Below are 25,149 nucleotides of genomic sequence, written 5' to 3' on the forward strand. Positions count from 1 at the left end.
CCATGCCATGATCCCGACAAGCTATCCCGATCAGGCGCAGATTGCGAAAATGTCAGCACGGATGTTGCTGGATATTGGCGCGGTGCATTTCAACGCGGACGAGCCCTATACCCATGCCTCAGGCAAACGTGCGCCCACCTATATTGACTGTCGGCGGATTATTTCCTTCCCGCGCGTGCGCGCAACATTGATGGATTTTCTGACCTGCACAGTCATGCGCAATGCGGGGCTTGAGGCCTTTAACAATATCGCAGGCGGCGAGACGGCAGGCATTCCTTTTGCCGCATTCGTGGCGGAGCGTATGGCCCTCCCCATGAGCTATGTGCGCAAAAAGCCCAAAGGGTATGGCAAAAACGCCCGTATCGAGGGGGCAATGGATGCAGGTGACCGCGTGCTCTTAGTGGAAGATTTGACCACGGATGGTGGCTCGAAGCTGAGCTTTGTGGATGCAATCCGCGAGACAGGCGCAAGCTGTGCTCACACGGCGGTTGTGTTCTATTACGGCATTTTCGAGGACACGATCCCGCGGTTGCGGGAGCACGGGGTTGAACTGCATTGGCTATGCACTTGGGCCGATGTGATTGCCGAGGCACGCACAGGCAACGACTTTGACGCGAACACGCTTGAGCAGGTCGAACATTTCCTGTGCGACCCCGAAGGATGGCGCGCCGCGCGGGGATTCGCCTAAGCCCCATAGCACAGGCCCTAATACGGCCCAGAATTGACGCGACCCCCGTTGCACGATCCATCAAGCAAAGCAAAGGCCCGAAAAAAATTCCGGCCGCCTTGCCTTATGTGGTAAGGTTTGCGAAGGGGCCACCCATATCTTGGGGGTATTATCGGGGATCAACATATCCACAGGATATCCAGATTGACGCTGCGTCATACGCAGCATACCGCAGGTAGGGTGTGATTTGTCGGGGGAGTAATCATGAGCGAGATCGCCAATCTCAATGCCAAAGCATTGCGCAAGTCAGGCGATGTTGATCCCGACACGGACGCAACCGCCCTCTCCCCTCTGCCGCATAACATCGAAGCCGAACAGCAACTATTGGGCGCAATTTTGGCGTCAAATGACGTCATTGATCGCCTGCAAGACCTGATTGAACCTGCGCATTTCTATGACCCCGTGCATGGCGCTATTTTCGAAGTTGCACGGGCGCGCATCCTGAAGGGGCAGCAAACAGACGCCACCACCTTGAAAAACTTTATGGCCGAACATGAAGGTCTGCGCGCCCTTGGGGGGGCCGAATATCTGTTGAAATTGCAGCTTTCGGCCATCGCCACATCGGCCGCGCGTGACTACGCCCAGCTGATCCATGATCTGGCTGTGCGCCGCAATCTGATTGATTTGGGCAAATCCATTTCAGATCGCGCGCAATCGATGCGCGAAGATGTCTCGCCCGATGAGCAGATTGTGCAGGCCGAGTCCGATTTGTTCCAACTCGCCTCAACGGGCAGCACCTCACGCGGGTTTCAATCATTCTTGCGCGCGCTGCATGATGCGGTGGAAATGGCCAATGCAGCCTATAATCGGTCGGGCGGTTTGGCGGGCCTTTCTACGGGCTTGGCTGATCTGGATAAGATGTTGGGCGGTTTGCACCATTCTGACCTTTTGATCCTTGCGGGGCGCCCCTCGATGGGGAAAACCTCGCTTGCCACCAATATCGCCTTTAACGTGGCGCGTGCCTTTAAGCGGGGTCTCAAGGATGACGGCACAGAGGGCACGATTGATGGCGGCGTGGTGGGTTTTTTCAGCCTTGAGATGTCTGCCGCGCAATTGGCGCAGCGGGTTCTGTCAGAGGCGGCCGAGGTGCCATCGGAACTGATCCGCAAAGGCGACTTGAACGAGCAAGAATTCCAACGCTATCTGATCGCGGCGCAGGATTTGCAGAATTGTCCGCTATATATTGACGACACCCCTGCGCTGCCGATTGCTCAGGTTGCCGCCCGCGCGCGCCGCCTCAAGCGCAGCCCGCAGGGGTTGGATTTGTTGATCATCGACTATTTGCAATTGTTGCGGGGCAATGGCCGCAACGAAAACCGCGTGAATGAAATTTCGGAAATCACCCAAGGCCTCAAGGCGATTGCGAAGGAATTGGATATCCCTGTGATCGCGCTGTCGCAGCTGTCGCGTCAGGTCGAAAACCGCGATGATAAGCGCCCCCAATTGTCAGACCTTCGGGAATCTGGATCAATCGAGCAAGATGCCGATGTGGTGATGTTCGTCTATCGCGGCGAATATTACAAAGAGCGCGAAAAACCAGGCGAAGAAAATCTCGAGGCCATGGCAAAATGGCAGCAGGACATGGACGCGCTTCATGGCAAGGCTGAGGTGATCATCGGCAAGCAGCGTCACGGGCCTGTTGGCACGGTTGAGCTGAGCTTTGAGGGGCGTTTCACCAAATTCGGCAATCTCGTTAAACCATGGCAGCAAGGCGCGGACGGGTTCAACTAGGGCGCGCATTCGTGCCATGATCCGTTGGAATTTGGGGCAAAACCCGCCTTGCCCCTTGACGGGTTCCGATGAAAACGGGACAGAAGGCGCATGGCATCTGGAAAGCTTCATATTGATCTGGGCGCGATTGTCGCCAATTGGCACGCCCTTGACGGCCTGACCAACGCGAAAACGGCCGCGGTGGTGAAGGCAGACAGCTATGGCTTGGGTGCAGGGCGCGTGGCCCCTGCCTTGGCCCGCGCAGGCGCTGACAAATTCTTTGTGGCAATTGCCGAAGAAGGCGCGGCACTGCGTGCCGCCCTCACGGAGGCGGGTTTCCCGCACGCCCGCATTTTCGTCTTTTCGGGTCATATGGCGGGTGATGGCGCGCTGTTGCGGGATCACAATTTGATCCCGCTTCTGAATTCGGCCGATCAATTCCGCCGCCACCGCGATGCGGGCGACCTGCCCTATGGAATTCAGCTTGATACAGGCATGAACCGCCTAGGCATGGAGGCGGCTGATTGGGCCGCCTTGCGCGATGAGGCCGAGCGCGGGCCATGCCAGTTGATCATGAGCCATCTGGCCTGCGCTGATGAGCCTGATCACCCAGAAAATCCCGCGCAATTGGCCAATTTTCGCGCCATGACCGATGGCACGCATCACCCCCGTTCCCTCTCTGCTACGGGCGGCGTTCTTTTGGGCGAGGCCTATCATTTTGATCTCACACGGCCTGGAATCGGGCTTTATGGCGGGCTGCCCTTTGCGGATGCGATCCCCGTGGTGCGTCTCTCTCTGCCTGTCGTCCAAGTGCGGCAAGTCGAGCTGGGCGAGTTTGTGGGCTATGGCGCGGGCTATCGCCCCAACAGCCCCCGCCAGATCGCAACCGTGGCCGCAGGATATGCCGATGGGTTGATCCGCGCGATGACGGGCAAAGCCGCAGTCTATGCAGGTGACACGCCCTGCCCCCTTGCGGGGCGCGTGTCGATGGATTTGATGGGGGTGGATGTCAGCGGGCTTGGGTCAGATGTGCCAAATCACTTAGACATCCTCTGCCCCGCACAAGGCGTGGATCAACTGGCGGATCATGCGGGCACGATTGGCTATGAAATCCTCACGTCGCTTGGCGCGCGCTATCAGCGCCACTATCAAGGGGGTTAGGGATGGCTGCACTCATTCTTGCACCGCTTGCCACAATTGGCCGCTCGGTTATGGGGCTGTTGGCGGGTGTGGGGCGCGTCAGCATCTATGCAGGCGCGACTGTCTCGCACCTGTTTCGCCCGCCATTTTACCCGCGCGAGTTCCTGATCCAACTGATGCAAATTGGGTTTTTATCCCTGCCTGTGGTCGGCCTGACCGCCCTGTTTACTGGCGGGGCCTTGGCCCTGCAAATCTATTCGGGCGGCGCGCGATTTAATGCCGAGGCGGTTGTGCCCTCGATAGTGGCCATTGGCATGGTGCGCGAACTTGGGCCTGTTTTGGGTGGCCTCATGGTTGCGGGCCGCGTGGCGGCTGCGATTGCCGCCGAGATTGGCACGATGAAAGTGACCGAACAGATTGATGCATTGGTCACGCTTTCAACCAACCCGCTCAAATATCTGACCCTACCAAGGGTTTTGGCCGCAACCCTGTCTTTGCCCCTTTTGGTGGCGATTGGGGACAGTATCGGGATTTTCGGCGGCTATTTGGTGGGCACAACGCGGCTTGGGTTCAACGCGGCAAATTACATTCAGAACACTGTTGATTTTCTGGAAACTTGGGATGTCATCTCGGGCATGATCAAGGGGGCGGTGTTTGGCTTTATTGTGGCCATGATGGGCTGCTATCATGGGATGAATTCAGGCAAAGGGGCCGCCGGTGTGGGCCGCGCCACAACCAATGCGGTGGTCTCAGCTTCTATCCTGATCTTGGCGTCAAACTACATTCTGACAGAGGTGTTTTTCAGCGCATGATTACCCTCTCCGATGTTCATAAATCCTTTGGCCCTAAGCAGGTCTTGCGCGGCGTGAACCTTGAGGTTCCCAAAGGCGAAAGCATGGTCATTATTGGCGGCTCTGGCACGGGCAAATCGGTTTTGCTGAAATCGGTTTTGGGCCTTGTGCGCCATGACAGTGGGATGATCCTGCTTGATGGCGAGGATGTCACCCGCGCCGCGCGTGACCCGTTTTTGGCGCGCTTTGGGATGCTGTTCCAAGGTGCGGCTCTGTTTGACAGTCTGCCCGTATGGCAGAACGTGGCCTTTCGTCTGATGCGTGGCCATCTTAAGCGGCCAAAATCAGAGGCGCGCGAGATCGCGATTGAAAAATTGCGCCGTGTGGGGCTGAAGCCCGATGTCGCTGACCTTTACCCGTCTGAATTGTCAGGGGGCATGCAAAAGCGCCTAGGCCTCGCCCGCGCCATTGCGGCGGAGCCTGAAATTATCTTTTTTGACGAGCCAACCACAGGGCTTGATCCGATCATGTCGGGCGTGATCAATGATTTGATCCGCGAAATCGTGGTTGAGATGGGCGCAACCGCCATGACCATCACCCATGATATGTCCTCCGTGCGCGCGATTGCCGATAAAATCGCCATGCTGCATGACGGGGTGATCCAATGGACAGGCCCCGTGGCCGATATGGACAGCGCCGATGACCCCTATTTGCGGCAGTTTATCACAGGCTCGGCCGATGGCCCGATTGAAGCGGTGCGCTAAGGCGCAGCATACTCTGGCCAAAGCGCGCGACCCGCGCTAATCCTGTGCCATGGCAAAACCTATAACCCAATTCATCTGCGGCCAATGCGGCACGGTTCACAAAAAATGGATCGGGCGTTGCGATGGCTGTGGCGAATGGAACACGATTGTTGAGGAGGCCCCGCTTTCGGCAGGCCCCGCCAAATCGGGCTTGGGTGCAGGCAAAGGGCGCAAAATGGCGCTCATGGATTTGGCCAGCCAAGAGGCCCCGCCACCGCGCCACCCTTCAGGCTTGGCGGAATTGGATCGTGTTCTTGGGGGCGGGCTTGTGCCTGCCTCTGCCCTGCTCTTGGGGGGGGATCCGGGTATCGGGAAGTCAACCCTATTGTTGCAGGCTGCGGCCAGTTTCGCGGCCAAGGGCCTGTCGGTTGTTTATGTCTCGGGCGAGGAGGCCAGCGCACAGGTGCGCATGCGCGCGCAACGTCTGGGTTTGGGCGCAGCCCCGATGGCCTTGGCGGCGGAAACCAATTTGCGCGATATTCTGACCACTTTGGACGAAACCCGCCCCGATTTGGTGATCATCGATTCCATCCAAACCATGTGGCTTGACACAGTCGACAGCGCACCTGGATCTGTCAGCCAAGTGCGCGCCGCGGCACATGAATTGGTTACCTTCGCCAAACGGCGTGGGGTGAGCGTGATCTTGGTGGGTCATGTCACCAAAGATGGCCAAATTGCAGGGCCGCGCGTGGTCGAACATATGGTCGATTGCGTCCTTTATTTTGAGGGCGAACGCGGGCACCAATTCCGCATTCTGCGCTCGGTCAAAAATCGCTTTGGCCCTGCGGGTGAGATTGGTGTTTTCGAGATGACAGGCGCGGGCCTTTCCGAGGTTGCAAACCCGTCTGCGCTCTTTCTTTCAGAGAATGAAACCGCCTCACCCGGATCGGCGGTCTTTGCAGGCATTGAGGGCACAAGACCCGTCTTGGTCGAAATCCAAGCCTTGGTCGCCCCCTCCCCGCTTGGTCAACCCCGCCGTGCGGTTGTGGGTTGGGACAGCGCACGGCTTGCCATGATCTTGGCGGTGCTTGAGGCCCGTGTGGGGATCGCCTTTGCGGGGCTTGATGTTTATCTCAACATCGCAGGCGGGTTGCGGATCAGTGAACCTGCGGCTGATCTGGCGGTTGCCGCCGCCTTGCTGAGCGCGCGCGAAGATGCGGCGCTGCCACAAGGGTCGGTGATTTTTGGCGAATTAAGCCTATCTGGCGCGCTTCGGCCCGTGGCACAGGCGGAAAACAGGTTGAAAGAAGCGCAAAAACTTGGTTTCTCGACTGTGATCGCGCCAGAGGGCTGCAATTTTGGCTCGGTCGGAGGTGTTAAGCTGATGCAAATGGCGGATATGACGCGATTTGTGGGCGATATATTCGGCGCGGGCTAGCGCCAAAATAAGTGAGGGAGCGGGCGATGGATGGGTTCACGATGATTGACGGCATTGCAGGCGGGGTGATTTTCATCTCGGCCATCTTGGCCTATTCGCGCGGTTTTGTGCGCGAGGTCATGTCAATCTTGGGCTGGATCGCCGCGGCCATCGTGGCCTATTGGGCCGCGCCAGAAGTGCGCCCACTGATCTCGGAAATCCCCTATATCGGGCCATATGTCGATGACAGTTGCGAATTGGGCATGATCTTGGGCTTTTCGGCAGCCTTTGCTGTGACGCTGATCGTCGTCTCGCTCTTCTCGCCGCTGTTTTCCTCATTCATCCAGAAAACCAAACTGGGCGGGTTTGATGCGGGCGCGGGTCTCTTCTTTGGCGTGCTGCGCGGTGTGGCCTTGGTGGCGGTGGCCTTGGTCGCCTATGACCGACTGGCCGGCAGCGACCCTGCGGCGGCAGTCGTGAACAGCCAAACCGCACAAATCTTTGCCTCGCTGACCACGCAGATCGACAGCGAAATCCCAAGCGATGCGCCGGGTTGGTTGATTGGTCGCTATGAGGGGCTGACCGCAGGATGCGTGGCCCCTGCCGCAGGCGACGCGCAAAGCGCGCGCGCACTCCTATCCGTGCCCGCAGCGTAAGTGCATGTCCGCGTGGCGTAGCAGTAAAATTATACGTGAATTTCGAGCGCAAATTGTGACGCATTCATGACAGCTAACAGGTGACAGCGCCGCGCCTTTGTCCTAGGTAAGGCGTGCAACCGACTCGCCCATTTCCGTAGCTTTCGGCTATGACCGCAGGCAGGAGCCCGCCGATGCCCAGCAATTTCGCGTCCCCGCGCACCGCAGATTTCCCCGCCCATCCCTTTGATCCCCTCTCTGATGATAAGCTGCGTGAAGAATGCGGCGTCTTTGGTGTGATCGGTGTGGCGGATGCCGCGAATTTTGTGGCCCTTGGCCTGCACGCGCTGCAACATCGCGGCCAAGAGGCGGGTGGGATCGTCAGCTATGACCCTGCCGAAGGGTTCAACTCGGCTCGCCGTTTCGGGTATGTGCGCGATAATTTCACCAATGCCAGCGTTATGGACACGCTGCCCGGTGCGCTTGCCATCGGCCATGTGCGCTATTCCACGGCAGGCAATAAGGGCAATACGGCAATTCGTGATGTGCAGCCCTTTTTTGGCGAATTCGCTATGGGTGGAGCCGCGATTGCGCATAATGGGAATATCGTCAACGCCGATGAACTGCGCCGCGAATTGATTGAACGCGGGTCCATCTTCCAATCGTCATCGGACAGTGAGTGCATCATTCACCTGATGGCGCGCAGCTATCAGAAAAATATCCCCGAGCGCATGAAAGACGCGCTGCGCCGCGTAGAGGGCGCGTTTTCGGTTGTGGCCATGACGCGCACAAAATTGATGGGTGTGCGCGACCCGCTTGGGGTGCGGCCCTTGGTGTTGGGCAAGATCGGCGATGGTTACGCGCTTTCCTCCGAAACCTGTGCGCTTGATATCATAGGCGCCGAATTCGTGCGCGAGATCAAGCCCGGTGAGATGGTCGTCATCACCGCGCAGGGCATCGAAAGCTATATGCCCTTCGAGCAGCGCAAATCGCGCTTTTGCATCTTCGAACATGTCTATTTCTCGCGCCCCGACAGTATTTTGGGCGGGCGGTCAGTGTATGAAACGCGCCGCCAGATTGGCGTGGAATTGGCGCGCGAAGCCCCTGTTGAGGCAGATCTCGTCTGCCCCGTGCCCGATAGTGGCACGCCTGCGGCCATCGGGTTTGCCCATGAAAGCGGCATCCCGTTTGGCATGGGGATCATCCGCAACCAATATATGGGCCGCACCTTTATCGAACCCACCGAACAGATCCGCAATATGGGTGTGCGTCTTAAGCTGAACATCAACCGCGCCTTGATTGAAGGCAAGCGGGTGATCTTGGTGGATGACAGCGTTGTGCGCGGCACCACCTCGCAAAAGATCAAAGAAATGATTTTGGACGCAGGCGCGGCTGAGGTGCATTTCCGCATCGCCTCTCCGCCTACGGCATGGCCTTGTTTTTACGGGGTGGACACGCCACAGCGCGACAAGCTTCTTGCGGCTACGATGAGCGCCGAAGAAATGCGCGCCCATCTGGGTGTGGACAGCCTGCGCTTTATCTCGCTTGATGGGCTTTATCGCGCCGTGGGTGAGGCCAAGGGCCGTGACCCCAAAAACCCCACCTATTGCGATGCCTGTTTCTCAGGCGAATATCCTGTGCGCCCCACAGACCAAATCGCCAAAGGTTTTGCCATGAACGAACCCGCCGCTGCTGAATAAGCGGCACCATGGCACAAAAGAAAAAGGCCGCTCTGAGGAGCGGCCTTTTTCTTTAGATCTTTCATGCCGATCAGCGGATCGCTTTGCGCAAGTTAAACGCACCCGCCACAATCAAAGCGGCCAAAAGCGCCTTGACCACATCACCCGCGATGAAGGGCGCCATCCAACCAGAGAGCAAGGCTGAAGGCTCAACCCCCATGACCAAGGCAGGCCATACAAGGCCGGGCACATAAAGCGCGGCCGAAGCAACCAGTGCCGCAGCAAAGCCAAGGATTGGCTTACGCGCCATGCCACGATCCGCAGCCAAGCCCGCGATATAAGCCATCACAACAAACCCCAGAAGGAAGCCACCGGTCGGCCCAAACATATAGGCCAGACCTGCACCGCCATTGGCGAAAACAGGCAGACCCATCGCGCCCTCAACCAAATAGGCCACAAGCGCCGCAACGCCCAAACGCGCGCCCGAGGCGAAAGCAACGGTCAGGATTGCTAAGGTTTGCAGCGTCATAGGAACAGGGAACATCGGCACCGAGATTTGCGCCGCAATTGCAATCACAAGCGAGCCCGCCAAGACCAATGCCGCTTTTTGCGCAAGGCTTGTGGGGGTGGTCAGGGATTTGGTTAGAAAGTCAGAACGGCTCATAAATCGGGCTCCTCAAAGGTTCTGGAGAATTCGCGTTTAAGCTGTTTTCCGCTTGCAGCACGTCAAAGTCAAGCAAAGAGCACGCAAATTACCCACAGCCACCGCAAATCAGGCGCGGCAAAAAACCCTGCTTGCCAAATCGCTGCTTTCATCCCATGTGGGAGGCATGGAAAAGATTTTGTCAGGTAAAATCGCCCTTGTCACAGGGGCATCGCGCGGAATTGGGGCAGCCTCGGCGGAATGGTTGGCCGCTCGCGGCGCTCATGTCGTTGCCGTTGCCCGCACCACGGGCGCTTTGGAAGAATTGGATGACCGCATCCAAGCCAAAGGCGGGCAAGCCACGCTTGCCCCCATGGATATTACCACCGATGCTGCAATGGCGCATTTGTGCCGTTCAATTTTTGATCGGTGGGGGCGCGCCGATATTTGGGTGCATGCGGCCTTTCACGCAACCGCGCTGACCCCTGCCCCGCATATCACGGAAAAAGACCTTGATCGGGCCATTGGCACCAATATTCGCGCAGTATCGCGTTTGATCACCATGATCGCGCCATTGATTGAGCCGTCTGACGACCCGCATGCCGTGTTCTTTGACGACACATGGGACGCGAAATTCGCAGGCACCTATGGCATGAGCAAGGCCGCCACCCGCGCCTTGGTGCAAAACTGGCAATCCGAGACGGAAAAGCACGGGCCGAACGTGCATCTGTTACACCCAAAGCCCATGCCAACCGCTTTGCGCGCACGGTTTTATCCTGGAGAAGATCGGGAGGGGTTGGCAAAGCCCAGTGACGAAGCCGAACGGCTGTTGCAACCGATCTTCGGCTAAAAGCCGAAAGTCAGCTAATCTTTATCGTCATCTTCTTCGTCCTCGACCGCAGCCGCTTTGGCCTTGGGGGCAACAGGCGTGGGACGGGGCGCTTCAACCTCAGGCATTTCTTCGATACGATCTGCCAAGGCCTCGGCGCGGGCGGCAAGCTCGGCCAACCCATCCACCACTTGCGCAGGGATGACCGCCACCTCTGCAGGCGGTTTCGCGGCTTCAAGATCCGCGATTTTCATCTGCGATTTGCGCAAAAGATCCTCGGCTTTGGCCAGCGTCTCTTCCATCGCCTTGATTTTGGTTTGCGCGGCCTCAAGCTCATCGGTTTTGGCAAGGGTTTTATCGGCCAAAAGCAGACCCGCCATCAGCAACATCCGTTCCGCAGTCAACCGACCAATCTGACCCGAGACCACAGAGGCCTCGGTGTCCAACATTTGCGCCGCCGCTTTGAGAAGGGGTTCCTCGCCCTCTTTGCAGGCGACTGGGAAATTACGGCCACCGATGGTAATCGTTACATCAGGCATTACGCGCCCCCTTCTTCGGTCACAGTATCAATCTCGGCCAAAATCTGCGCCAGTTCTTGGGCATCGGCGGCGCGCTGCGCCTTGAGCGCACGAATTTCCGCCAAAAGACCAGATTGCAGCAATTCGCGATCAACATTTCCTTCGGGCGTCTCGCGCAACTCCTCCAAGGTCTCTTGCAACCTCGCGATTGTTGCGCGCAATTCGCCCAATGTGCTGTCCGTCATCTGAGCGCCGCGATCCTCAAGCGCATCGCGCGCGGCATCACGCTCATCGCGGGCCTCGTTGCGTTCTTCGCGCAAGCGCGCGGCGCGCATCCGCAGGATTTGCACCTCACTCTCGCCCGTGGCTTCGGGTATTGGGGCGGCATCAGATACGGCCTCGGCTTGGGTGGTAGATTGGGCAAGGTCAGATTTCAGCTGCTCAACCTCGGCACGGGCTGCTGCCAATTCGGCCTTGAGCACATCCCGCGCAGCCTCGGCCTCAGTGGCCCGCAATTCAGCGCCATCCGTGCTGCCCTGCGCCTGAGCCTCCATTGCCTTAAGCCGTGCCGCCAGATCCAATCGCTTACGCTGCTCTAGCGCCAATTCCTCGCGCAGATCAGACAGTTCATCCGAGGACGTGGTGCTGTTTGCAGGGGCGCGGGCCTTTCCCATCGCCGCATCAATCCGCGCAAGCGCAGCTGACAGGCGGGCCTCAAGCTGATCGACTTTCTCAATGGCCATAGGATCGCTCATTTTGCCTCCCCCAATTGCGGGCGTTTGGATCGCCTCATGAAACATTTACGCGGCAGTCGTATCACGTAGACCATGTCAGATCGCGCGGGCCGAATCTGACCCCCTGCGACACATTATGATCCAATTTCGGGAGTTTGGCAGGATTTCTTGATCTAAGGCAACCCTTGCGTCTCTAGCGGCCAACAGCACTTGGGCGTGGGCTTCGGGCTTGAACTTTGGTCACGCCCTGCTAAACCCGTCCGCGTTAACGCTCCGACAAGCACTCCCGCAGCCCTCTTCTAGGACATTGATATGGATCTTTCTGCACTTGCCGCCCGCAATCCTGACCATTGGCGCCGCGCCGCCTGTATCCGCACGCTTGCCCTTGACGGGGTGGCCGCCGCGAATTCGGGCCATTCTGGTATGCCGATGGGGATGGCGGATGTTGCGACCGTGCTGTTTGACAAGCACCTCTCCTTTGACGCATCGGCCCCGAACTGGCCAAATCGCGACCGCTTTATTCTGTCGGCGGGCCATGGCTCGATGCTGATCTATGCGCTGCTGTATCTCACAGGTTACAAGCAGATGACATTGGAGCAGATCAAGAATTTCCGTCAGTTGGGCGCCATCACAGCGGGCCATCCTGAATTTGGCCATGTCGAAGGGGTTGAGACGACCACAGGCCCCTTGGGGCAAGGGATTTCCAACGCGGTTGGCTTTGCCATGGCCGAGGAACATCTGCGCGCCACATGGGGCGCAAAGATTATGGATCACTACACTTATTGCATCGCGGGCGATGGCTGCCTGATGGAGGGCATCAGCCAAGAGGCTATCGGTCTTGCGGGACGTCATGAACTCAGCCGCCTGATTGTGCTTTGGGATGACAATAACATCACCATCGATGGCACAGTCGATATGGCCTGCCGGGTGGATCAACGCGCCCGCTTTGCCGCCGCAGGGTGGGATGTGTTTGACTGTGACGGCCATGATGCCGCCGATATCGACCGCGCGATCACGGCCGCCAAGGCAAGCCCGCGCCCCGCAATGGTGGCCTGCAAAACCCATATCGCAATCGGCTCTGCCGCGCAGGACACCCCCAAGGGCCACGGCGCATTGACCGACCCAAAAGTGGTGGCTGATACGAAGGCCGCCTATGGCTGGACGCATGGGGCCTTTGAAATCCCTGCCGATCTCAAAAACTGGTGGGAAGCTGTCGGCGCAAAAGGCGCCACCGCGCGCGCCCAATGGGAAGCCCGTCTTGCCGCCCTGCCCGCCGCCAAACAGGCCGAGTTTACCCGCGCGTTTGCAGGCGAGGTTCCCGCGAAATTGGGCAATGCGCTGCGCCGCTATAAAAAATCCCTCGCGGATGAGGCGCCCAAAGTGGCGACCCGCAAGGCCAGTGAAATGGCCCTTGCCGTGATCAACCCGATCATGAAGGAAACCTTGGGCGGCTCTGCGGATTTGACGGGGTCGAACAATACCAAAACGGGCGATATGGGGATTTTCACCCCCGAGAACCGCAAAGGGCGCTATGTCCATTACGGAATCCGCGAGCATGGCATGGCGGCAGCGATGAACGGTATGGCGCTGCATGGGGGCGTGCGCCCCTATGGCGGGACATTCTTTACCTTTACCGATTACGCGCGCCCCTCGATGCGACTTTCCGCTTTGATGGGGATTAACGTGGTCTATGTGATGACCCATGACAGCATCGGCGTTGGCGAGGATGGCCCAACCCACCAACCTGTTGAGCATCTCGCCATGATGCGCGCCACGCCAAATTGCCTTGTGATGCGCCCTGCCGATGCGGTGGAAACCGCGGAATGTTGGGAAATCGCGCTGTCGCAACCAAACCGCCCCAGCGTGTTGGCCCTGACCCGTCAAAACCTGCCCACGTTGCGCAGAAAACATGTCTCGCGCAATTTGGCCGCCCAAGGGGCCTATGTTTTGGCCGAGGCCGAAGGCAAGCGTCAGGTGATCTTGATAGCAACAGGGTCGGAAGTCGAAATTGCCATGGCGGCCCGCGACAAGTTGCAGGCCGAAGGTATCGGAACACGGGTTGTCTCGGTGCCGTCGATGGAACTCTTTGCCGAGCAAGACGAAGCCTATCGCAAGCGCATTCTACCTGCAGGGCCCGTGCGCATTGCGGTTGAGGCCGCTGTGCGTCAGCCTTGGGATCGCTGGTTGTTGGGCGAGCGTGGTCGTGAGGCCAAGGCGGGCTTTGTTGGGATGAACAGCTTTGGCGCTTCTGCCCCTGCTGAAGTTCTCTACGAGCATTTCGGCATCACCGCAGAGGCGGTCGTGGCCGAGGCCAAAGCGCGCCTTTAAGCACAGAACCTAAGAAACAAAATCGGGCGTGTAGGGGCCTCCTACACGCCCTTTTTCTTTGGGAAAAGTGGCAGGATCACCGCAACGAGCGGGATCAAACAGGCCCCAACACCCAAGCCCAAAATACCTGCGCCAAGGGCGGACACCGCCCACTCCACCACTCCGTGGGCCGCGGCCACAGCATCCGCTGCGGCAAGGCTGAGGTGATGCAGCATCTCCTCTGGGGCGGGCCAGCCCAGTTGCGTGGCCCCGTGCAGAAGGATGGCGCCCCCCACCCACAGCATCGCCGCTGTGCCAATTCGGGTGAGCCACAGCAGGAAGCTGGGCATCGCGGCCACGATCCCCCGCCCCAGACGTTGTAAGGCGGGCGCGCGGTCGGTATGCGCCAAATGCAGCCCCACATCATCGGCCTTCACAATCAGGGCGACCGACCCATAGACCAAAGCGGTGATGCCGATCGCCACAAGGGCAAGCGCGAAACCCGCATAAATCAGGCTTGGCGCCTCAAGCGCCGAGAGCGCGATGGTCATGATTTCAGCGGAAAGGATGAAATCTGTTTTGATCGCACCTTTGACACGCGCCTCTTCTAAATGGGCGGGGTCGCTTGCCGCAGGATCGCGCGTCTCGGAATGCGGGCGAAAGGCATGAAGGATCTTTTCTGCCCCCTCATAACACAAATAAGCCCCCCCCATCATCAACAGGGGCGGAATCGCCCAAGGGGCGAATTGCGACAACAGGAGCGCCACAGGCAAAAGGATCACCAATTTATTGACAATCGAGCCGCGCGCGATCTTCCAGACAATCGGCAATTCACGCTCTGGCGAAAACCCTGTGAGATATTTGGGGGTGACGGCCGCGTCATCAATCACCGCGCCTGCGGCCTTTGCCCCCGCTTTGGCTGCTTGTGCCGCGATATCGTCCACGGAGGCCGCCGCAACCTTGGTCAAAGCCGCGACATCATCCAACAGCGCCAATAATCCGCTCATCCACCCCAATCCTTTTGCACCCAACAGCCGCCCTTAGCATAGCGGCACAGCATGTTCGCGCAACCGTTCGCGCTAACATCGGATGTTTTCGCTAACATTATGAAAATTCGTCATTTTTTCCTTGGGAACCGGGCGCGGCTTTTGTATGCGGTCAAGCAAGAGCGCAAATCGGATTGGAGACAAGATCATGACCATCACCCTTGGCATCAATGGATTTGGCCGCATCGGGCGGTGCACCCTTGCCCATATCGCAGAGGCGGCACGCAACGATGTGCAAGTGGTCAAAATCAACGCGACTGGCCCGCTTGAGACCAATGCGCATCTTCTAAAATATGACAGCGTGCATGGCCGTTTTGGCGGCGAGGTGCGCCTGACCGAGGACACAATGGATTTAGGCCAAGGCCCGATCAAAGTCTTTTCCACCTACGACCCACAAGAGTTGGATTGGGAGGGCTGCGATGTCGTTCTTGAATGCACAGGCAAGTTCAACAATCGTGACGCGGCCGCAGTCCATTTGACCCGCGGCGCAAAGCGGGTCTTAGTCTCGGCCCCCGCGAAACAAGCCGATAAAACCATCGTCTATGGTGTGAACCACCGCGATCTGCGCGAAGATCATCATGTCGTCTCGAACGGGTCTTGCACCACGAATTGCTTGGCCCCTTTGGCAAAAGTGCTGAATGAGGCGATTGGTATTGAGCGCGGGATCATGACCACGATCCACAGCTACACGGGCGATCAGCCCACGCTAGACCGCCGCCATTCCGATCTTTACCGCGCGCGTGCTGCCGCTATGGCGATGATCCCCACATCAACTGGCGCTGCAAAAGCGCTGAAAGAAGTTCTGCCTGAACTCGAAGGTCGGTTGGATGGCACGGCCATGCGGGTTCCAACCCCGAATGTATCTTGCGTTGATCTGACCTTTGAGGCGGGGCGCGATACATCGGTGGAGGAGGTTAACCAAATCATGCGCGATGCGGCCGAGGGCCATATGCGCAGCGTCCTGGCCTATGACTCAGAACCCAAGGTTTCGATTGATTTCAATCACACCACGCATAGCTCGATTTTTGCGCCAGATCAGACAAAGGTCATCGGTGGGCGCACGGTTCGTGTTTTGGCATGGTATGACAATGAATGGGGATTTTCGGCGCGTATGGCGGATGTCTCTGCTGCCATGGGGCGCCTGATCGCCTAAACCCCCGTCCTAGGTCACGACTTTTTATAAAACACAGCCATGATGCATGGCAGGGTTTTTGCTTTTTCATCCCCTGAACGGCCTAAACCCAAGTTATAATGCCCCCAACCAGAGATCGAACTCTGCGATTTATAACCCGCGTCCAATGGCGATCGGGGCGATTTCCTCACAAATCCTGTCTCACAAGGCCGCCACAAACAGGTGGGCCGTTCACCACAGCAGAAAGGAAATCCACATGTCTTTTATGAAAATATCGACCTTTGTCGCAGCACTGGTCCTGACCACCGCCCTGCCTTTGGCGGCACAGGCCTCTGGCTATGAGCGTCTGACCGAAGAGCAGCGTGCAAACATTTGATCCATATCCTCGATAAAATGGCGTTCTGGGGCTAGAGATCCCCTTTCCTTTTCGCGGCTAAGGGACTATACCACCCGCAACCGTTACCGCTAACAATGCCATGCTTGGCGCACTGGAGGGGATTATGGCTGTTAAAGTTGCCATTAATGGGTTTGGTCGGATTGGACGCAACGTGCTGCGCGCGATCATCGAGTCGGGCCGCACCGATATTGAGGTGGTCGCAATCAATGATCTGGGGCCTGTTGAAACCAACGCGCATCTTTTGCGTTTTGACAGCGTGCATGGCCGCTTTCCCGCCGAAGTGAAAACAACCGAGACGACCATTGACGTGGGGCGCGGCCCAATTGAGGTCACCGCCATTCGCAACCCCGCTGAATTGCCATGGGGTCACATTGATATCGTCTTGGAATGCACGGGCATTTTCACCGACCGCGACAAGGCCGCCGTGCATCTTGAAAACGGGGCTTCGCGTGTCTTGGTTTCGGCCCCCTCAAAAGGGGCGGATAAGACCATCGTTTACGGGGTCAACCACGGCACATTGACGAAGGATGACATCATCGTCTCGAACGCCTCTTGCACCACGAACTGCCTTAGCCCTGTGGCCTTCGCGATCCACAATGCCATCGGGATTTCGCGCGGCTTTATGACAACGATCCACAGCTACACGGGCGATCAGCCGACCTTGGACACGATGCACAAGGATCTCTATCGCGCCCGCGCCGCCGCGATGAGCATGATCCCCACCTCAACAGGTGCCGCGCGCGCCGTTGGTTTGGTTTTGCCCGAATTGAATGGCAAGCTGGACGGGGTCGCAATCCGCGTGCCGACACCGAATGTCTCGGTTGTTGATCTGACCTTTGAGGCGGCCCGCACCACATCAGTTGAAGAAATCAACGAGGCAGTGATCAAGGCGGCCAATGGACCGCTTAAGGGCATTTTGGGCGTGACGGATCAGCCCAATGTCTCGATGGATTTTAACCATGATCCCCGCTCCTCGATCTTCCATTTGGATCAGACCAAAGTGATGGATGGCAATATGTGCCGCGTTCTGAGTTGGTATGATAACGAATGGGGCTTCTCAAACCGCATGGCCGATACGGCCGTGGCGATGGGAAAACTGATCTAAAGAGAAAAAGGCGCGGAACACCGCGCCTTTTTCTTTGCCAAAAAATTGACCTTTGCGCTGGAAAAGTCTAGCGCAAGGATGACTGTATTTCCCAAATATCGGAGGCCGCAAATGGCGTGGAACACCTTGGATGATCTCGATCTTGCGGGCAAAACGGTGCTGACCCGTGTCGACATCAACGTGCCGATGGAAAATGGCCGCGTCACCGATGCGACACGGATTGAGAAGATCATCCCCACGATCCGCGACATCCGCGCGAAAGGTGGCCGCGTGGTTCTTTTGGCCCATTTTGGCCGCCCGAAAGGGCGCCCCGTTCCAGAAATGAGCCTAGCGCAACTGACGCCTGCCCTTGAGGCCGCGCTGGGGCATGAGGTGATTTTCATCGAAACCCCAAGCCGCGCCGCGATTGAGGCAACCCCCACGTATGCTGTGATCTTGGTTGAGAACACTCGGTTTGCCCCGATGGAGGAGGCAAACGATCCGCAAATGGCGCAATTCCTTGCAGGGCTTGGTGACATTTACTGCAATGACGCTTTTTCAGCGGCGCATCGGGCGCATGCCTCAACCGAAGGGGTCGCGCATTTGCTGCCCTCTTGCGCGGGCCGCCTGATGGCTGCGGAATTGGCTGCATTGGAAGCCGCACTTGGCACCCCTGCCCGCCCTGTTATGGCCGTTGTTGGCGGGGCAAAAGTCTCGACCAAGCTGGATCTTCTGCACAATCTGGTTGGTAAGGTGGATCGCCTCGTAATCGGGGGCGGCATGGCCAATACGTTTTTGGCGGCACAGGGCCATGATGTCGGCGCGTCTTTGTGCGAACATGATCTGGCGCAAACGGCGCGCGACATTTTGGATCACGCAAAAACCACGGGTTGCGCCATCATTTTGCCAAGCGATGTGGTCATTGCCCGCGAATTCAAATCGGGTGCTACGCATGAGGTGGTTGCAAGCACGGCCGTGCCCAAGGATGCAATGATTTTGGATGCAGGCCCGAACAGCGTGGCAGCCATCATTGCCCAGATTGAAACTTCAAAAACCTTGATCTGGAACGGCCCGCTTGGCGCCTTTGAACTTAGCCCCTTTGACGCGGCCACGAACGCGGCCGCACAAGCGGCGGCACAGGCCACCAAAACAGGCCATCTGATTTCTGTCGCAGGCGGCGGGGATACGGTCGCGGCCCTCAATAAATCGCGCGCGGCGGAGCATTTCACCTATATCTCAACCGCAGGCGGCGCCTTCCTTGAATGGATGGAGGGCAAAACCCTCCCAGGTGTTGCGGCGCTGGGGATCTGACACCCTAAATTTAGTGCTATAAATATCTGACTCTAAATATAAAAAAAATCGAATCAGGGGGATTCCCTTTTCGATTGGGATATGCGAATCTGCCCGCACGATATCGGCACAAATTCAAAGAATGCCGAATTGATGAGGCAGTAACGCATGTCGAAGACACGCAAACTTTCCCTTGCGGGGGCAGTTCTTCAGATCACGCTGATTTTGGTCGGTGGGTATTTTGGGCTTGCCGCGATCCAAGGGGACTCGGGCCTGTTCGAGCGCATCCAAATCGAAGCGGAAGCCGATGAGCTGCGTCTCGAATTGGCAGCGTTGCAGGCTGAAACGTCCCATCTTGAAACCCTGACACAACGCATGTCCGACACGTTCCTCGACCTTGACCTTCTGGATGAGCAAGCCCGCGAAATCCTCGGCTATCTGCGCGCGGATGAGATCGTCCTGCGTTAAGGCAAAAAACCCCCTCAACCGCCGCATTCTGCCTTGCCCCTATGGGATGGGCTTCTTAACACTATGGCGAGATCGGATAAAAACAGGGGAGATCACCATGCGCACCAAAGCAGCCGTAGCCCTAAAAGCGGGCGAACCATTGACCGTGATGGAGGTCGAATTGGACGGCCCGAAGGCGGGCGAGGTCTTGGTGGAAATCAAAGCCACAGGCATTTGCCATACGGATGAATTTACCCGCTCAGGCGCGGACCCTGAGGGGATTTTCCCTGCTATTCTTGGCCATGAAGGTGCAGGCATTGTGGTTGAGGTGGGCGAAGGCGTGACCACCCTGAAACCTGGTGATCATGTGATCCCCCTCTATACGCCTGAATGTCGGCAATGTGAATCCTGCCGCTCAGGCAAGACCAACCTGTGCACCGCCATTCGCAACACCCAAGGTCAAGGGCTGATGCCTGATGGCACAACACGGTTTAAGATGCTCGATGGCACGCCGATTTATCACTATATGGGCTGCTCAACCTTCGCCAATCACACAGTGCTGCCCGAGATCGCCTTGGCCAAAGTGCGCGATGACGCGCCGTTTGACAAGATCTGCTACATTGGCTGCGGCGTGACCACGGGTATTGGCGCGGTGATCAACACCGCAGGGGTCGAGATCGGGTCAACCGCCGCCGTGTTTGGCCTTGGCGGCATCGGCTTGAACGTCATTCAAGGCCTGCGCATGGCGGGTGCAGATATGATCATCGGAGTTGATCTCAATGATGGCAAAGAGGAGATGGCGCGCAAATTCGGCATGACCCATTTCATCAACCCGTCAAAAATCGAAGGCAGCGTTGTGCAGGAGATTGTAAACCTCACCAAGCGCGGCGATGACCAGATCGGTGGCGTGGATTATTCCTTTGACGCCACAGGCAATGTCAAAGTGATGCGCGATGCACTAGAATGCAGCCACCGCGGGTGGGGTGTTTCCGTCATCATCGGTGTTGCCCCCGCAGGGGCCGAGATCAGCACGCGACCCTTCCAACTTGTGACAGGGCGCGTCTGGAAAGGCACGGCCTTTGGCGGCGCGAAAGGGCGCAGCGATGTGCCAAAATTTGTCGATTGGTATATGGATGGTAAGATCGAAATTGATCCGATGATCACCCATAAATTGACACTCGATCAAATCAATGAGGGGTTTGATTTGATGCATGCGGGCAAATCCATCCGCGCAGTGGTAGAATTTTGATGCAGGTGATCAGCGAAAATCGTGCATTTGGCGGCAAGCAATTTGTCGCCAAACACCTGTCAGATGCGTGCAACTGCGAAATGACCTTTGCAGTCTATCTTCCACCGCAGGCCGAAGACGGACCTGTGCCCGTGTTGTATTACCTGTCAGGTCTGACCTGCACACATGAGAATGCCATGACCAAAGCCAGCGCCCAAGCATGGGCGGCAGAGTATGGCATTGCCGTGGTCTTTCCCGACACCAGCCCGCGTGGCGAAGGCGTTGCAAATGACGAGGCCTATGATCTGGGCCAAGGCGCAGGGTTCTATGTCAATGCGACCGAGGCCCCTTGGGCTGCACATTTTAAGATGTGGGATTACATCGCAGAAGAATTTCCTGCCTTGATTGATGCGGAATTCCCCATTAACGGCACCCGCGCAGGCATCACGGGCCATTCAATGGGCGGGCATGGGGCGCTGACGCTTGCCTTGACCTATCCTGATCAGTTCAAAAGCCTTTCTGCCCTTGCACCAATCGCCAACCCGACCCAATCAGATTGGGGGAAAAAGCAGCTTGCCGCTTATTTGGGGCCAGATCAGGGCCAATGGGCCGCGCATGACGCAAGTCTTTTGATGGCCACGCAGGGCTATCCAAGTGACATCTTGATTGACCAAGGCGGCGCAGATCAATTCCTTGAGCTACTACGCCCTGCCAGTTTGGCCCACGCCATGACAGAACGTGCACAGCCCCATGTGATGCGGATGCATGAGGGCTATGATCACAGCTATTTCTTTGTGGCCTCCGTGATCGAAGATCACATTCGCTGGCATGCTGAACGGCTGTAAAAATAGTAGAAATTTGCGCAAAAACCCTTAGGCTGAATTCCCCCTACCCTTTCCCCTGACTTTTGTGATAAAGAATAGTTCAACGTTAAACTATTCTTTCGAATGGGAGGGCCCAAGGATATGGCCGCGAAACGACCGACCCCCGCATCGAGCGGAAAAACCAAAGCGAAATCAAATGTTTCTCCTGATGAATTGAAAAAATTCTATCGCGAAATGTTGCTGATCCGCAGATTCGAAGAAAAAGCAGGTCAGCTTTACGGCATGGGTTTGATCGGTGGTTTTTGCCATCTCTATATTGGGCAAGAGGCGGTTGTTGTCGGCCTAGAGGCCGCGGCCAGCGAAGGCGACAAGCGGATCACCTCCTATCGCGACCACGGCCATATGCTGGCCTGCGGGATGGATGCCAAGGGTGTTATGGCCGAATTGACGGGCCGCATCGGGGGCTATTCCAAGGGCAAGGGCGGCTCGATGCATATGTTCTCGAAAGAGAAACATTTCTACGGCGGCCACGGCATCGTGGGCGCGCAAGTGCCATTGGGTGCGGGTCTGGCCTTCTCGGACAAATATCGCGGCAATGATCGCGTCACCTTTGCCTATTTCGGCGATGGTGCAGCCAACCAAGGTCAGGTCTACGAGACTTATAACATGGCCGAGCTGTGGTCGCTGCCTGTTGTTTTTGTGATTGAGAACAACCAATACGCGATGGGCACCTCAGTGCAGCGTTCAACAAAATCCCCAAGCCTATGGGAGCGCGGCGCGGCCTATGGGATCGCGGGCGAAGAGGTTGACGGGATGGATGTTCTGGCGGTCAAAGATGCGGGGCAACGCGCCGTTGCCTACTGCCGCGCTGGCAAAGGCCCTTACATTCTTGAGGTCAAAACCTATCGCTATCGCGGACATTCGATGTCTGACCCTGCGAAATATCGCACCCGCGAAGAAGTGCAGGAAATGCGCGAAAAGCGCGATGCGATTGAACATGTTCGCCAATTGTTGCTGACGGGCGGTCACGCCTCTGAGGACAACCTGAAGGCGATTGATAAAGAAATCAAAGACATCGTGAATGAGGCCGCCGAATTCTCCAAAGAAACCCCTGAGCCACCTTTGGATGAATTGTGGACAGATATTTACGCGGACGCGTGAGCGGAAGGAGAGGATAAACCAATGGCAACCGAAATTTTGATGCCCGCCCTTTCGCCAACGATGGAAGAAGGCACTTTGGCCAAATGGCTGGTTAAGGAGGGCGACACCGTGCAAGCGGGTGATATTCTCGCCGAGATTGAAACCGACAAGGCCACGATGGAATTCGAGGCGGTCGATGAAGGCGTGATCGGCAAGATCCTTGTGGCTGAGGGCACCGAAGGGGTGACGGTCAACACCGCCATCGCCATCATCGGCGAAGCGGGCGAAGATATGAGCGCGACCCCTGCGGCAGCCTCCCCCGCCCCTGCGGCACCCGTTGCAGAAGCGGCACCTGCCGCACCTGTGGCCGTGGCCCCTGCGGCGCCCGTGGCAGATCAAAGCCCCGATTGGCCCGAAGGCACGCCGATGAAAACGCAAACTGTGCGCGAAGCGTTGCGCGACGCCATGGCCGAAGAAATGCGCGGCAATGACAATGTGTTCTTGATGGGCGAAGAGGTCGGTGAATATCAAGGTGCCTATAAGATCAGCCAAGGTTTGTTGGATGAGTTCGGCGCAAAGCGCGTGATCGACACCCCCATCACCGAGCATGGCTTTGCAGGGATCGCGGTTGGTGCGGCCTTTGGCGGGCTGAACCCAATCGTGGAATTCATGACCTTTAACTTTGCCATGCAAGCGATTGACCAGATCATCAACTCGGCGGCAAAGACGCTTTATATGTCAGGCGGCCAGATGGGCTGTCCTATCGTGTTCCGTGGCCCGAACGGCGCCGCCGCCCGCGTGGGCGCACAGCACAGCCAAGATTACGCCGCATGGTATGCGCATATTCCAGGCCTAAAGGTGGTGCAGCCTTATACCGCCGCAGATGCCAAGGGCCTTTTGAAACAGGCTATCCGAGATCCGAACCCCGTGATCTTCCTTGAGAATGAAATTCTCTACGGCAAAACCTTTGAGGTGCCAGATCTGCCCGATTTCACCATTCCGTTTGGCAAGGCAAAAATTGCCCGTGCAGGGGATGATGTGACCCTCGTGTCCTTCGGGATCGGCATGACATACGCCATGGAGGCCGCCGAACGTCTGGCCGCCGAAGGCATTTCTGCTGAGGTGATCGACCTGCGCACATTGCGCCCCTTGGATTACGGCACGGTTTTGGCCTCTGTCCAAAAAACCAACCGCTGCGTGACGATCGAAGAAGGTTTCCCTGTGGCCTCCATCGGCAATCACATCTCGGCATATCTGATGCAAAACGCCTTTGATTATCTCGATGCGCCTGTGATCAATTGCACGGGCAAAGATGTGCCAATGCCCTATGCGGCGAACCTTGAGAAACTGGCCCTTGTCACCACCGATGAAGTGGTCGCAGCGGTCAAATTCGTAACCTATCGCTAAGGAGGGGCTGATTATGGCAACCGAAATTCTAATGCCCGCCCTGTCGCCTACAATGGAAGAGGGCACATTGGCGAAATGGTTGGTCAAAGAGGGCGACACTGTGCAAGCAGGCGACCTCTTGGCCGAGATTGAAACCGACAAGGCCACGATGGAATTCGAGGCCGTGGATGAAGGCGTGATTGGCAAAATCCTTGTGGCTGAGGGCACCCAAGGGGTGAAGGTCAACACCGCCATCGCCATTATTGGTGAGGCGGGCGAGGATATGAGCGCGGCACCCGCAGCCCAAGCAGCCCCAGCCACACCTGCAACCCCCACCCCTGCACCTGCGGCCCCCAAGGCAGAGGGCGCACGGGTTTTTGCCTCACCGCTTGCGCGGCGGATTGCGGCGGAAAAGGGCATCGACCTGACCAAAGTGAAGGGCACAGGCCCACATGGGCGGATCGTGAAGGCCGATGTCGAAAGCGGCAAGGCGGTTGCATCTGCCCCTGCGGCGACAGCGGCACCTGCGCAAAGCGCGCCCGCTCTGCCCGCCTCGCCTGGTGCAGATCAGATCAAGAAAATCTACGAAGGCCGCGATTATGAAGAAGTGGCTTTGGATGGGATGCGCAAAACTGTTGCCGCCCGCCTCACCGAAGCCAAGCAAACCATCCCGCATTTCTATCTACGCCGCGACATTCGGATCGACAATTTACTTGCCTTCCGCGGCCAGCTGAACGCGCAATTGGCGGCGCGGGATGTCAAGCTTTCGGTCAATGATTTCATCATCAAGGCCTGTGCCCTTGCCCTGCAGGAAGTGCCAGATGCCAATGCGGTTTGGGCGGGGGATCGTATCCTCAAGCTGAAACCGTCTGATGTTGCGGTGGCCGTGGCAATTGAAGGTGGGCTGTTCACGCCTGTCCTCAAAGATGCGGATCAAAAATCCCTGTCGCGATTGTCGGCTGAGATGAAGGATCTAGCCGCACGCGCGCGGTCTAAGAAACTCGCCCCGCATGAATATCAGGGCGGCAGTTTCGCAATTTCCAATTTGGGTATGTTCGGGGTCGATAATTTCGATGCCGTTATCAACCCGCCCCATGGCGCAATCTTGGCGGTTGGTGCAGGGGTGAAAAAGCCTGTCGTCAGCGAGGATGGCGCGGTGCAAGTGGAGACTGTGATGTCGGTCACGCTTTCCGTGGATCACCGCGCGATTGATGGCGCACTTGGGGCAGAATTACTGGCCTCCATTGTGCGCAATCTGGAAAACCCAATGGCGATGCTGGCCTAACAGCCTGCAACATTCGG

General features: G+C 57.5%; 23 protein-coding genes. 19 read left to right on the forward strand and 4 right to left on the reverse strand.

From position 1 onward, the window contains the following. Positions 1 to 7: 7 nt before the first annotated feature. The 8 genes from AAC637_RS03310 to purF all read left to right on the forward strand — a co-directional run bounded on the left by AAC637_RS03310 (position 8) and on the right by purF (position 8,863). Entirely contained in the window at positions 8 to 688 is a 681-nt protein-coding gene (locus AAC637_RS03310; RefSeq protein ID WP_340302299.1) for an orotate phosphoribosyltransferase, read from the forward strand. A gap of 243 nt (positions 689 to 931) precedes the next feature. Beyond that, positions 932 to 2,458, forward strand: coding sequence for a replicative DNA helicase (locus AAC637_RS03315; RefSeq protein WP_340251674.1), 1,527 nt, complete (start codon positions 932 to 934; stop codon positions 2,456 to 2,458). A 90-nt stretch (positions 2,459 to 2,548) separates the two neighbouring features. Then, on the forward strand, positions 2,549 to 3,598 hold the full coding sequence (gene alr, locus AAC637_RS03320) for an alanine racemase (RefSeq protein ID WP_340302300.1): 1,050 nt from the start codon (positions 2,549 to 2,551) through the stop codon (positions 3,596 to 3,598). Positions 3,599 to 3,600: 2 nt separating this feature from the next. After that, a complete protein-coding gene (locus tag AAC637_RS03325) occupies positions 3,601 to 4,389 on the forward strand; it encodes an MlaE family ABC transporter permease (RefSeq protein ID WP_340302301.1) in 789 nt (262 codons plus the stop codon). Then, positions 4,386 to 5,132, forward strand: a complete 747-nt coding sequence (locus AAC637_RS03330; RefSeq protein WP_340302302.1) for an ABC transporter ATP-binding protein — start codon at positions 4,386 to 4,388, stop codon at positions 5,130 to 5,132. The genes AAC637_RS03325 and AAC637_RS03330 overlap by 4 nt, the downstream gene beginning before the upstream one ends. Before the next feature lie 49 nt (positions 5,133 to 5,181). Beyond that, positions 5,182 to 6,549, forward strand: coding sequence for a DNA repair protein RadA (gene radA / locus AAC637_RS03335; protein WP_340302303.1), 1,368 nt, complete (start codon positions 5,182 to 5,184; stop codon positions 6,547 to 6,549). Between the two features lie 26 nt (positions 6,550 to 6,575). Further along, positions 6,576 to 7,184 carry a CvpA family protein gene (locus AAC637_RS03340; RefSeq protein WP_340251684.1) on the forward strand — a complete coding sequence of 203 codons (609 nt, stop codon included), beginning with the start codon at positions 6,576 to 6,578 and terminating at the stop codon, positions 7,182 to 7,184. 173 nt (positions 7,185 to 7,357) lie between these two features. After that, a complete protein-coding gene (gene purF, locus AAC637_RS03345) occupies positions 7,358 to 8,863 on the forward strand; it encodes an amidophosphoribosyltransferase (RefSeq protein ID WP_340300767.1) in 1,506 nt (501 codons plus the stop codon). A gap of 70 nt (positions 8,864 to 8,933) precedes the next feature. Here the strand turns inward: purF and AAC637_RS03350 are convergent, their stop codons facing one another. Continuing rightward, entirely contained in the window at positions 8,934 to 9,506 is a 573-nt protein-coding gene (locus tag AAC637_RS03350) for a biotin transporter BioY (RefSeq protein ID WP_340302304.1), read from the reverse strand. A gap of 166 nt (positions 9,507 to 9,672) precedes the next feature. On the opposite strand from AAC637_RS03350, the gene AAC637_RS03355 reads away from it, so the two are divergent. Continuing rightward, the gene (locus AAC637_RS03355; protein WP_317654363.1) at positions 9,673 to 10,335 is read left to right on the forward strand and encodes an SDR family NAD(P)-dependent oxidoreductase; all 663 of its coding nucleotides are present in this window, start codon (positions 9,673 to 9,675) and stop codon (positions 10,333 to 10,335) included. Positions 10,336 to 10,349: 14 nt separating this feature from the next. Here AAC637_RS03355 and AAC637_RS03360 read toward each other — a convergent pair whose 3' ends face one another. Together AAC637_RS03360 and AAC637_RS03365 are read right to left on the reverse strand one after the other, a co-directional pair. Then, positions 10,350 to 10,853: a cell division protein ZapA gene (locus AAC637_RS03360; protein WP_340302305.1), complete on the reverse strand. Its 504-nt coding sequence runs from the start codon at positions 10,851 to 10,853 to the stop codon at positions 10,350 to 10,352. Beyond that, entirely contained in the window at positions 10,853 to 11,587 is a 735-nt protein-coding gene (locus AAC637_RS03365) for a hypothetical protein (RefSeq protein WP_340302306.1), read from the reverse strand. The genes AAC637_RS03360 and AAC637_RS03365 overlap by 1 nt, the downstream gene beginning before the upstream one ends. A gap of 291 nt (positions 11,588 to 11,878) precedes the next feature. On the opposite strand from AAC637_RS03365, the gene tkt reads away from it, so the two are divergent. After that, positions 11,879 to 13,894 carry a transketolase gene (gene tkt, locus AAC637_RS03370; RefSeq protein ID WP_340302307.1) on the forward strand — a complete coding sequence of 672 codons (2,016 nt, stop codon included), beginning with the start codon at positions 11,879 to 11,881 and terminating at the stop codon, positions 13,892 to 13,894. Between the two features lie 41 nt (positions 13,895 to 13,935). Here tkt and AAC637_RS03375 read toward each other — a convergent pair whose 3' ends face one another. Continuing rightward, a complete protein-coding gene (locus AAC637_RS03375; protein ID WP_340302308.1) occupies positions 13,936 to 14,880 on the reverse strand; it encodes a DUF808 domain-containing protein in 945 nt (314 codons plus the stop codon). Between the two features lie 187 nt (positions 14,881 to 15,067). Here AAC637_RS03375 and gap (AAC637_RS03380) point away from each other — a divergent pair, with 187 nt between their 5' ends. The 9 genes from gap (AAC637_RS03380) (at position 15,068) to AAC637_RS03420 (ending at position 25,132) form a co-directional block, all read left to right on the forward strand. Next, the gene (gene gap, locus AAC637_RS03380; RefSeq protein WP_340302309.1) at positions 15,068 to 16,072 is read left to right on the forward strand and encodes a type I glyceraldehyde-3-phosphate dehydrogenase; all 1,005 of its coding nucleotides are present in this window, start codon (positions 15,068 to 15,070) and stop codon (positions 16,070 to 16,072) included. Between the two features lie 479 nt (positions 16,073 to 16,551). Next, a complete protein-coding gene (gene gap, locus AAC637_RS03385) occupies positions 16,552 to 17,553 on the forward strand; it encodes a type I glyceraldehyde-3-phosphate dehydrogenase (RefSeq protein WP_340302310.1) in 1,002 nt (333 codons plus the stop codon). 111 nt (positions 17,554 to 17,664) lie between these two features. Beyond that, complete coding sequence (locus AAC637_RS03390) at positions 17,665 to 18,843, forward strand: phosphoglycerate kinase (RefSeq protein WP_340302311.1); 1,179 nt, start codon at positions 17,665 to 17,667, stop codon at positions 18,841 to 18,843. A 147-nt stretch (positions 18,844 to 18,990) separates the two neighbouring features. Further along, positions 18,991 to 19,290, forward strand: a complete 300-nt coding sequence (locus AAC637_RS03395) for an FtsB family cell division protein (protein WP_340302312.1) — start codon at positions 18,991 to 18,993, stop codon at positions 19,288 to 19,290. A gap of 97 nt (positions 19,291 to 19,387) precedes the next feature. Beyond that, positions 19,388 to 20,518, forward strand: coding sequence for an S-(hydroxymethyl)glutathione dehydrogenase/class III alcohol dehydrogenase (locus AAC637_RS03400; RefSeq protein ID WP_340302313.1), 1,131 nt, complete (start codon positions 19,388 to 19,390; stop codon positions 20,516 to 20,518). Continuing rightward, on the forward strand, positions 20,518 to 21,342 hold the full coding sequence (gene fghA / locus AAC637_RS03405) for an S-formylglutathione hydrolase (RefSeq protein ID WP_340302314.1): 825 nt from the start codon (positions 20,518 to 20,520) through the stop codon (positions 21,340 to 21,342). Before AAC637_RS03400 ends, fghA begins: the two co-directional genes overlap by 1 nt. A gap of 120 nt (positions 21,343 to 21,462) precedes the next feature. Further along, positions 21,463 to 22,482, forward strand: coding sequence for a pyruvate dehydrogenase (acetyl-transferring) E1 component subunit alpha (pdhA, locus tag AAC637_RS03410; RefSeq protein ID WP_340302315.1), 1,020 nt, complete (start codon positions 21,463 to 21,465; stop codon positions 22,480 to 22,482). 21 nt (positions 22,483 to 22,503) lie between these two features. Further along, entirely contained in the window at positions 22,504 to 23,868 is a 1,365-nt protein-coding gene (locus tag AAC637_RS03415; RefSeq protein ID WP_340302316.1) for a pyruvate dehydrogenase complex E1 component subunit beta, read from the forward strand. A gap of 13 nt (positions 23,869 to 23,881) precedes the next feature. Further along, positions 23,882 to 25,132: a 2-oxo acid dehydrogenase subunit E2 gene (locus AAC637_RS03420; protein WP_340302317.1), complete on the forward strand. Its 1,251-nt coding sequence runs from the start codon at positions 23,882 to 23,884 to the stop codon at positions 25,130 to 25,132. Positions 25,133 to 25,149 lie beyond the last annotated feature (17 nt).

The sequence above is a fragment of the Roseobacter sp. HKCCD7870 genome, assembly GCF_037830315.1.
In the GTDB taxonomy this organism is placed as follows: domain Bacteria; phylum Pseudomonadota; class Alphaproteobacteria; order Rhodobacterales; family Rhodobacteraceae; genus M30B80.

Coding starts and splice junctions, on each gene's coding strand:
- AAC637_RS03310 (WP_340302299.1), top strand. CDS start 8: ATGATCCCGACAAGCTATCCCGATCAGGCGCAGATTGCGAAAATGTCA.
- AAC637_RS03315 (WP_340251674.1), top strand. CDS start 932: ATGAGCGAGATCGCCAATCTCAATGCCAAAGCATTGCGCAAGTCAGGC.
- alr (WP_340302300.1), top strand. CDS start 2,549: ATGGCATCTGGAAAGCTTCATATTGATCTGGGCGCGATTGTCGCCAAT.
- AAC637_RS03325 (WP_340302301.1), top strand. CDS start 3,601: ATGGCTGCACTCATTCTTGCACCGCTTGCCACAATTGGCCGCTCGGTT.
- AAC637_RS03330 (WP_340302302.1), top strand. CDS start 4,386: ATGATTACCCTCTCCGATGTTCATAAATCCTTTGGCCCTAAGCAGGTC.
- radA (WP_340302303.1), top strand. CDS start 5,182: ATGGCAAAACCTATAACCCAATTCATCTGCGGCCAATGCGGCACGGTT.
- AAC637_RS03340 (WP_340251684.1), top strand. CDS start 6,576: ATGGATGGGTTCACGATGATTGACGGCATTGCAGGCGGGGTGATTTTC.
- purF (WP_340300767.1), top strand. CDS start 7,358: ATGCCCAGCAATTTCGCGTCCCCGCGCACCGCAGATTTCCCCGCCCAT.
- AAC637_RS03350 (WP_340302304.1), bottom strand. CDS start 9,506: ATGAGCCGTTCTGACTTTCTAACCAAATCCCTGACCACCCCCACAAGC.
- AAC637_RS03355 (WP_317654363.1), top strand. CDS start 9,673: ATGGAAAAGATTTTGTCAGGTAAAATCGCCCTTGTCACAGGGGCATCG.
- AAC637_RS03360 (WP_340302305.1), bottom strand. CDS start 10,853: ATGCCTGATGTAACGATTACCATCGGTGGCCGTAATTTCCCAGTCGCC.
- AAC637_RS03365 (WP_340302306.1), bottom strand. CDS start 11,587: ATGAGCGATCCTATGGCCATTGAGAAAGTCGATCAGCTTGAGGCCCGC.
- tkt (WP_340302307.1), top strand. CDS start 11,879: ATGGATCTTTCTGCACTTGCCGCCCGCAATCCTGACCATTGGCGCCGC.
- AAC637_RS03375 (WP_340302308.1), bottom strand. CDS start 14,880: ATGAGCGGATTATTGGCGCTGTTGGATGATGTCGCGGCTTTGACCAAG.
- gap (WP_340302309.1), top strand. CDS start 15,068: ATGACCATCACCCTTGGCATCAATGGATTTGGCCGCATCGGGCGGTGC.
- gap (WP_340302310.1), top strand. CDS start 16,552: ATGGCTGTTAAAGTTGCCATTAATGGGTTTGGTCGGATTGGACGCAAC.
- AAC637_RS03390 (WP_340302311.1), top strand. CDS start 17,665: ATGGCGTGGAACACCTTGGATGATCTCGATCTTGCGGGCAAAACGGTG.
- AAC637_RS03395 (WP_340302312.1), top strand. CDS start 18,991: ATGTCGAAGACACGCAAACTTTCCCTTGCGGGGGCAGTTCTTCAGATC.
- AAC637_RS03400 (WP_340302313.1), top strand. CDS start 19,388: ATGCGCACCAAAGCAGCCGTAGCCCTAAAAGCGGGCGAACCATTGACC.
- fghA (WP_340302314.1), top strand. CDS start 20,518: ATGCAGGTGATCAGCGAAAATCGTGCATTTGGCGGCAAGCAATTTGTC.
- pdhA (WP_340302315.1), top strand. CDS start 21,463: ATGGCCGCGAAACGACCGACCCCCGCATCGAGCGGAAAAACCAAAGCG.
- AAC637_RS03415 (WP_340302316.1), top strand. CDS start 22,504: ATGGCAACCGAAATTTTGATGCCCGCCCTTTCGCCAACGATGGAAGAA.
- AAC637_RS03420 (WP_340302317.1), top strand. CDS start 23,882: ATGGCAACCGAAATTCTAATGCCCGCCCTGTCGCCTACAATGGAAGAG.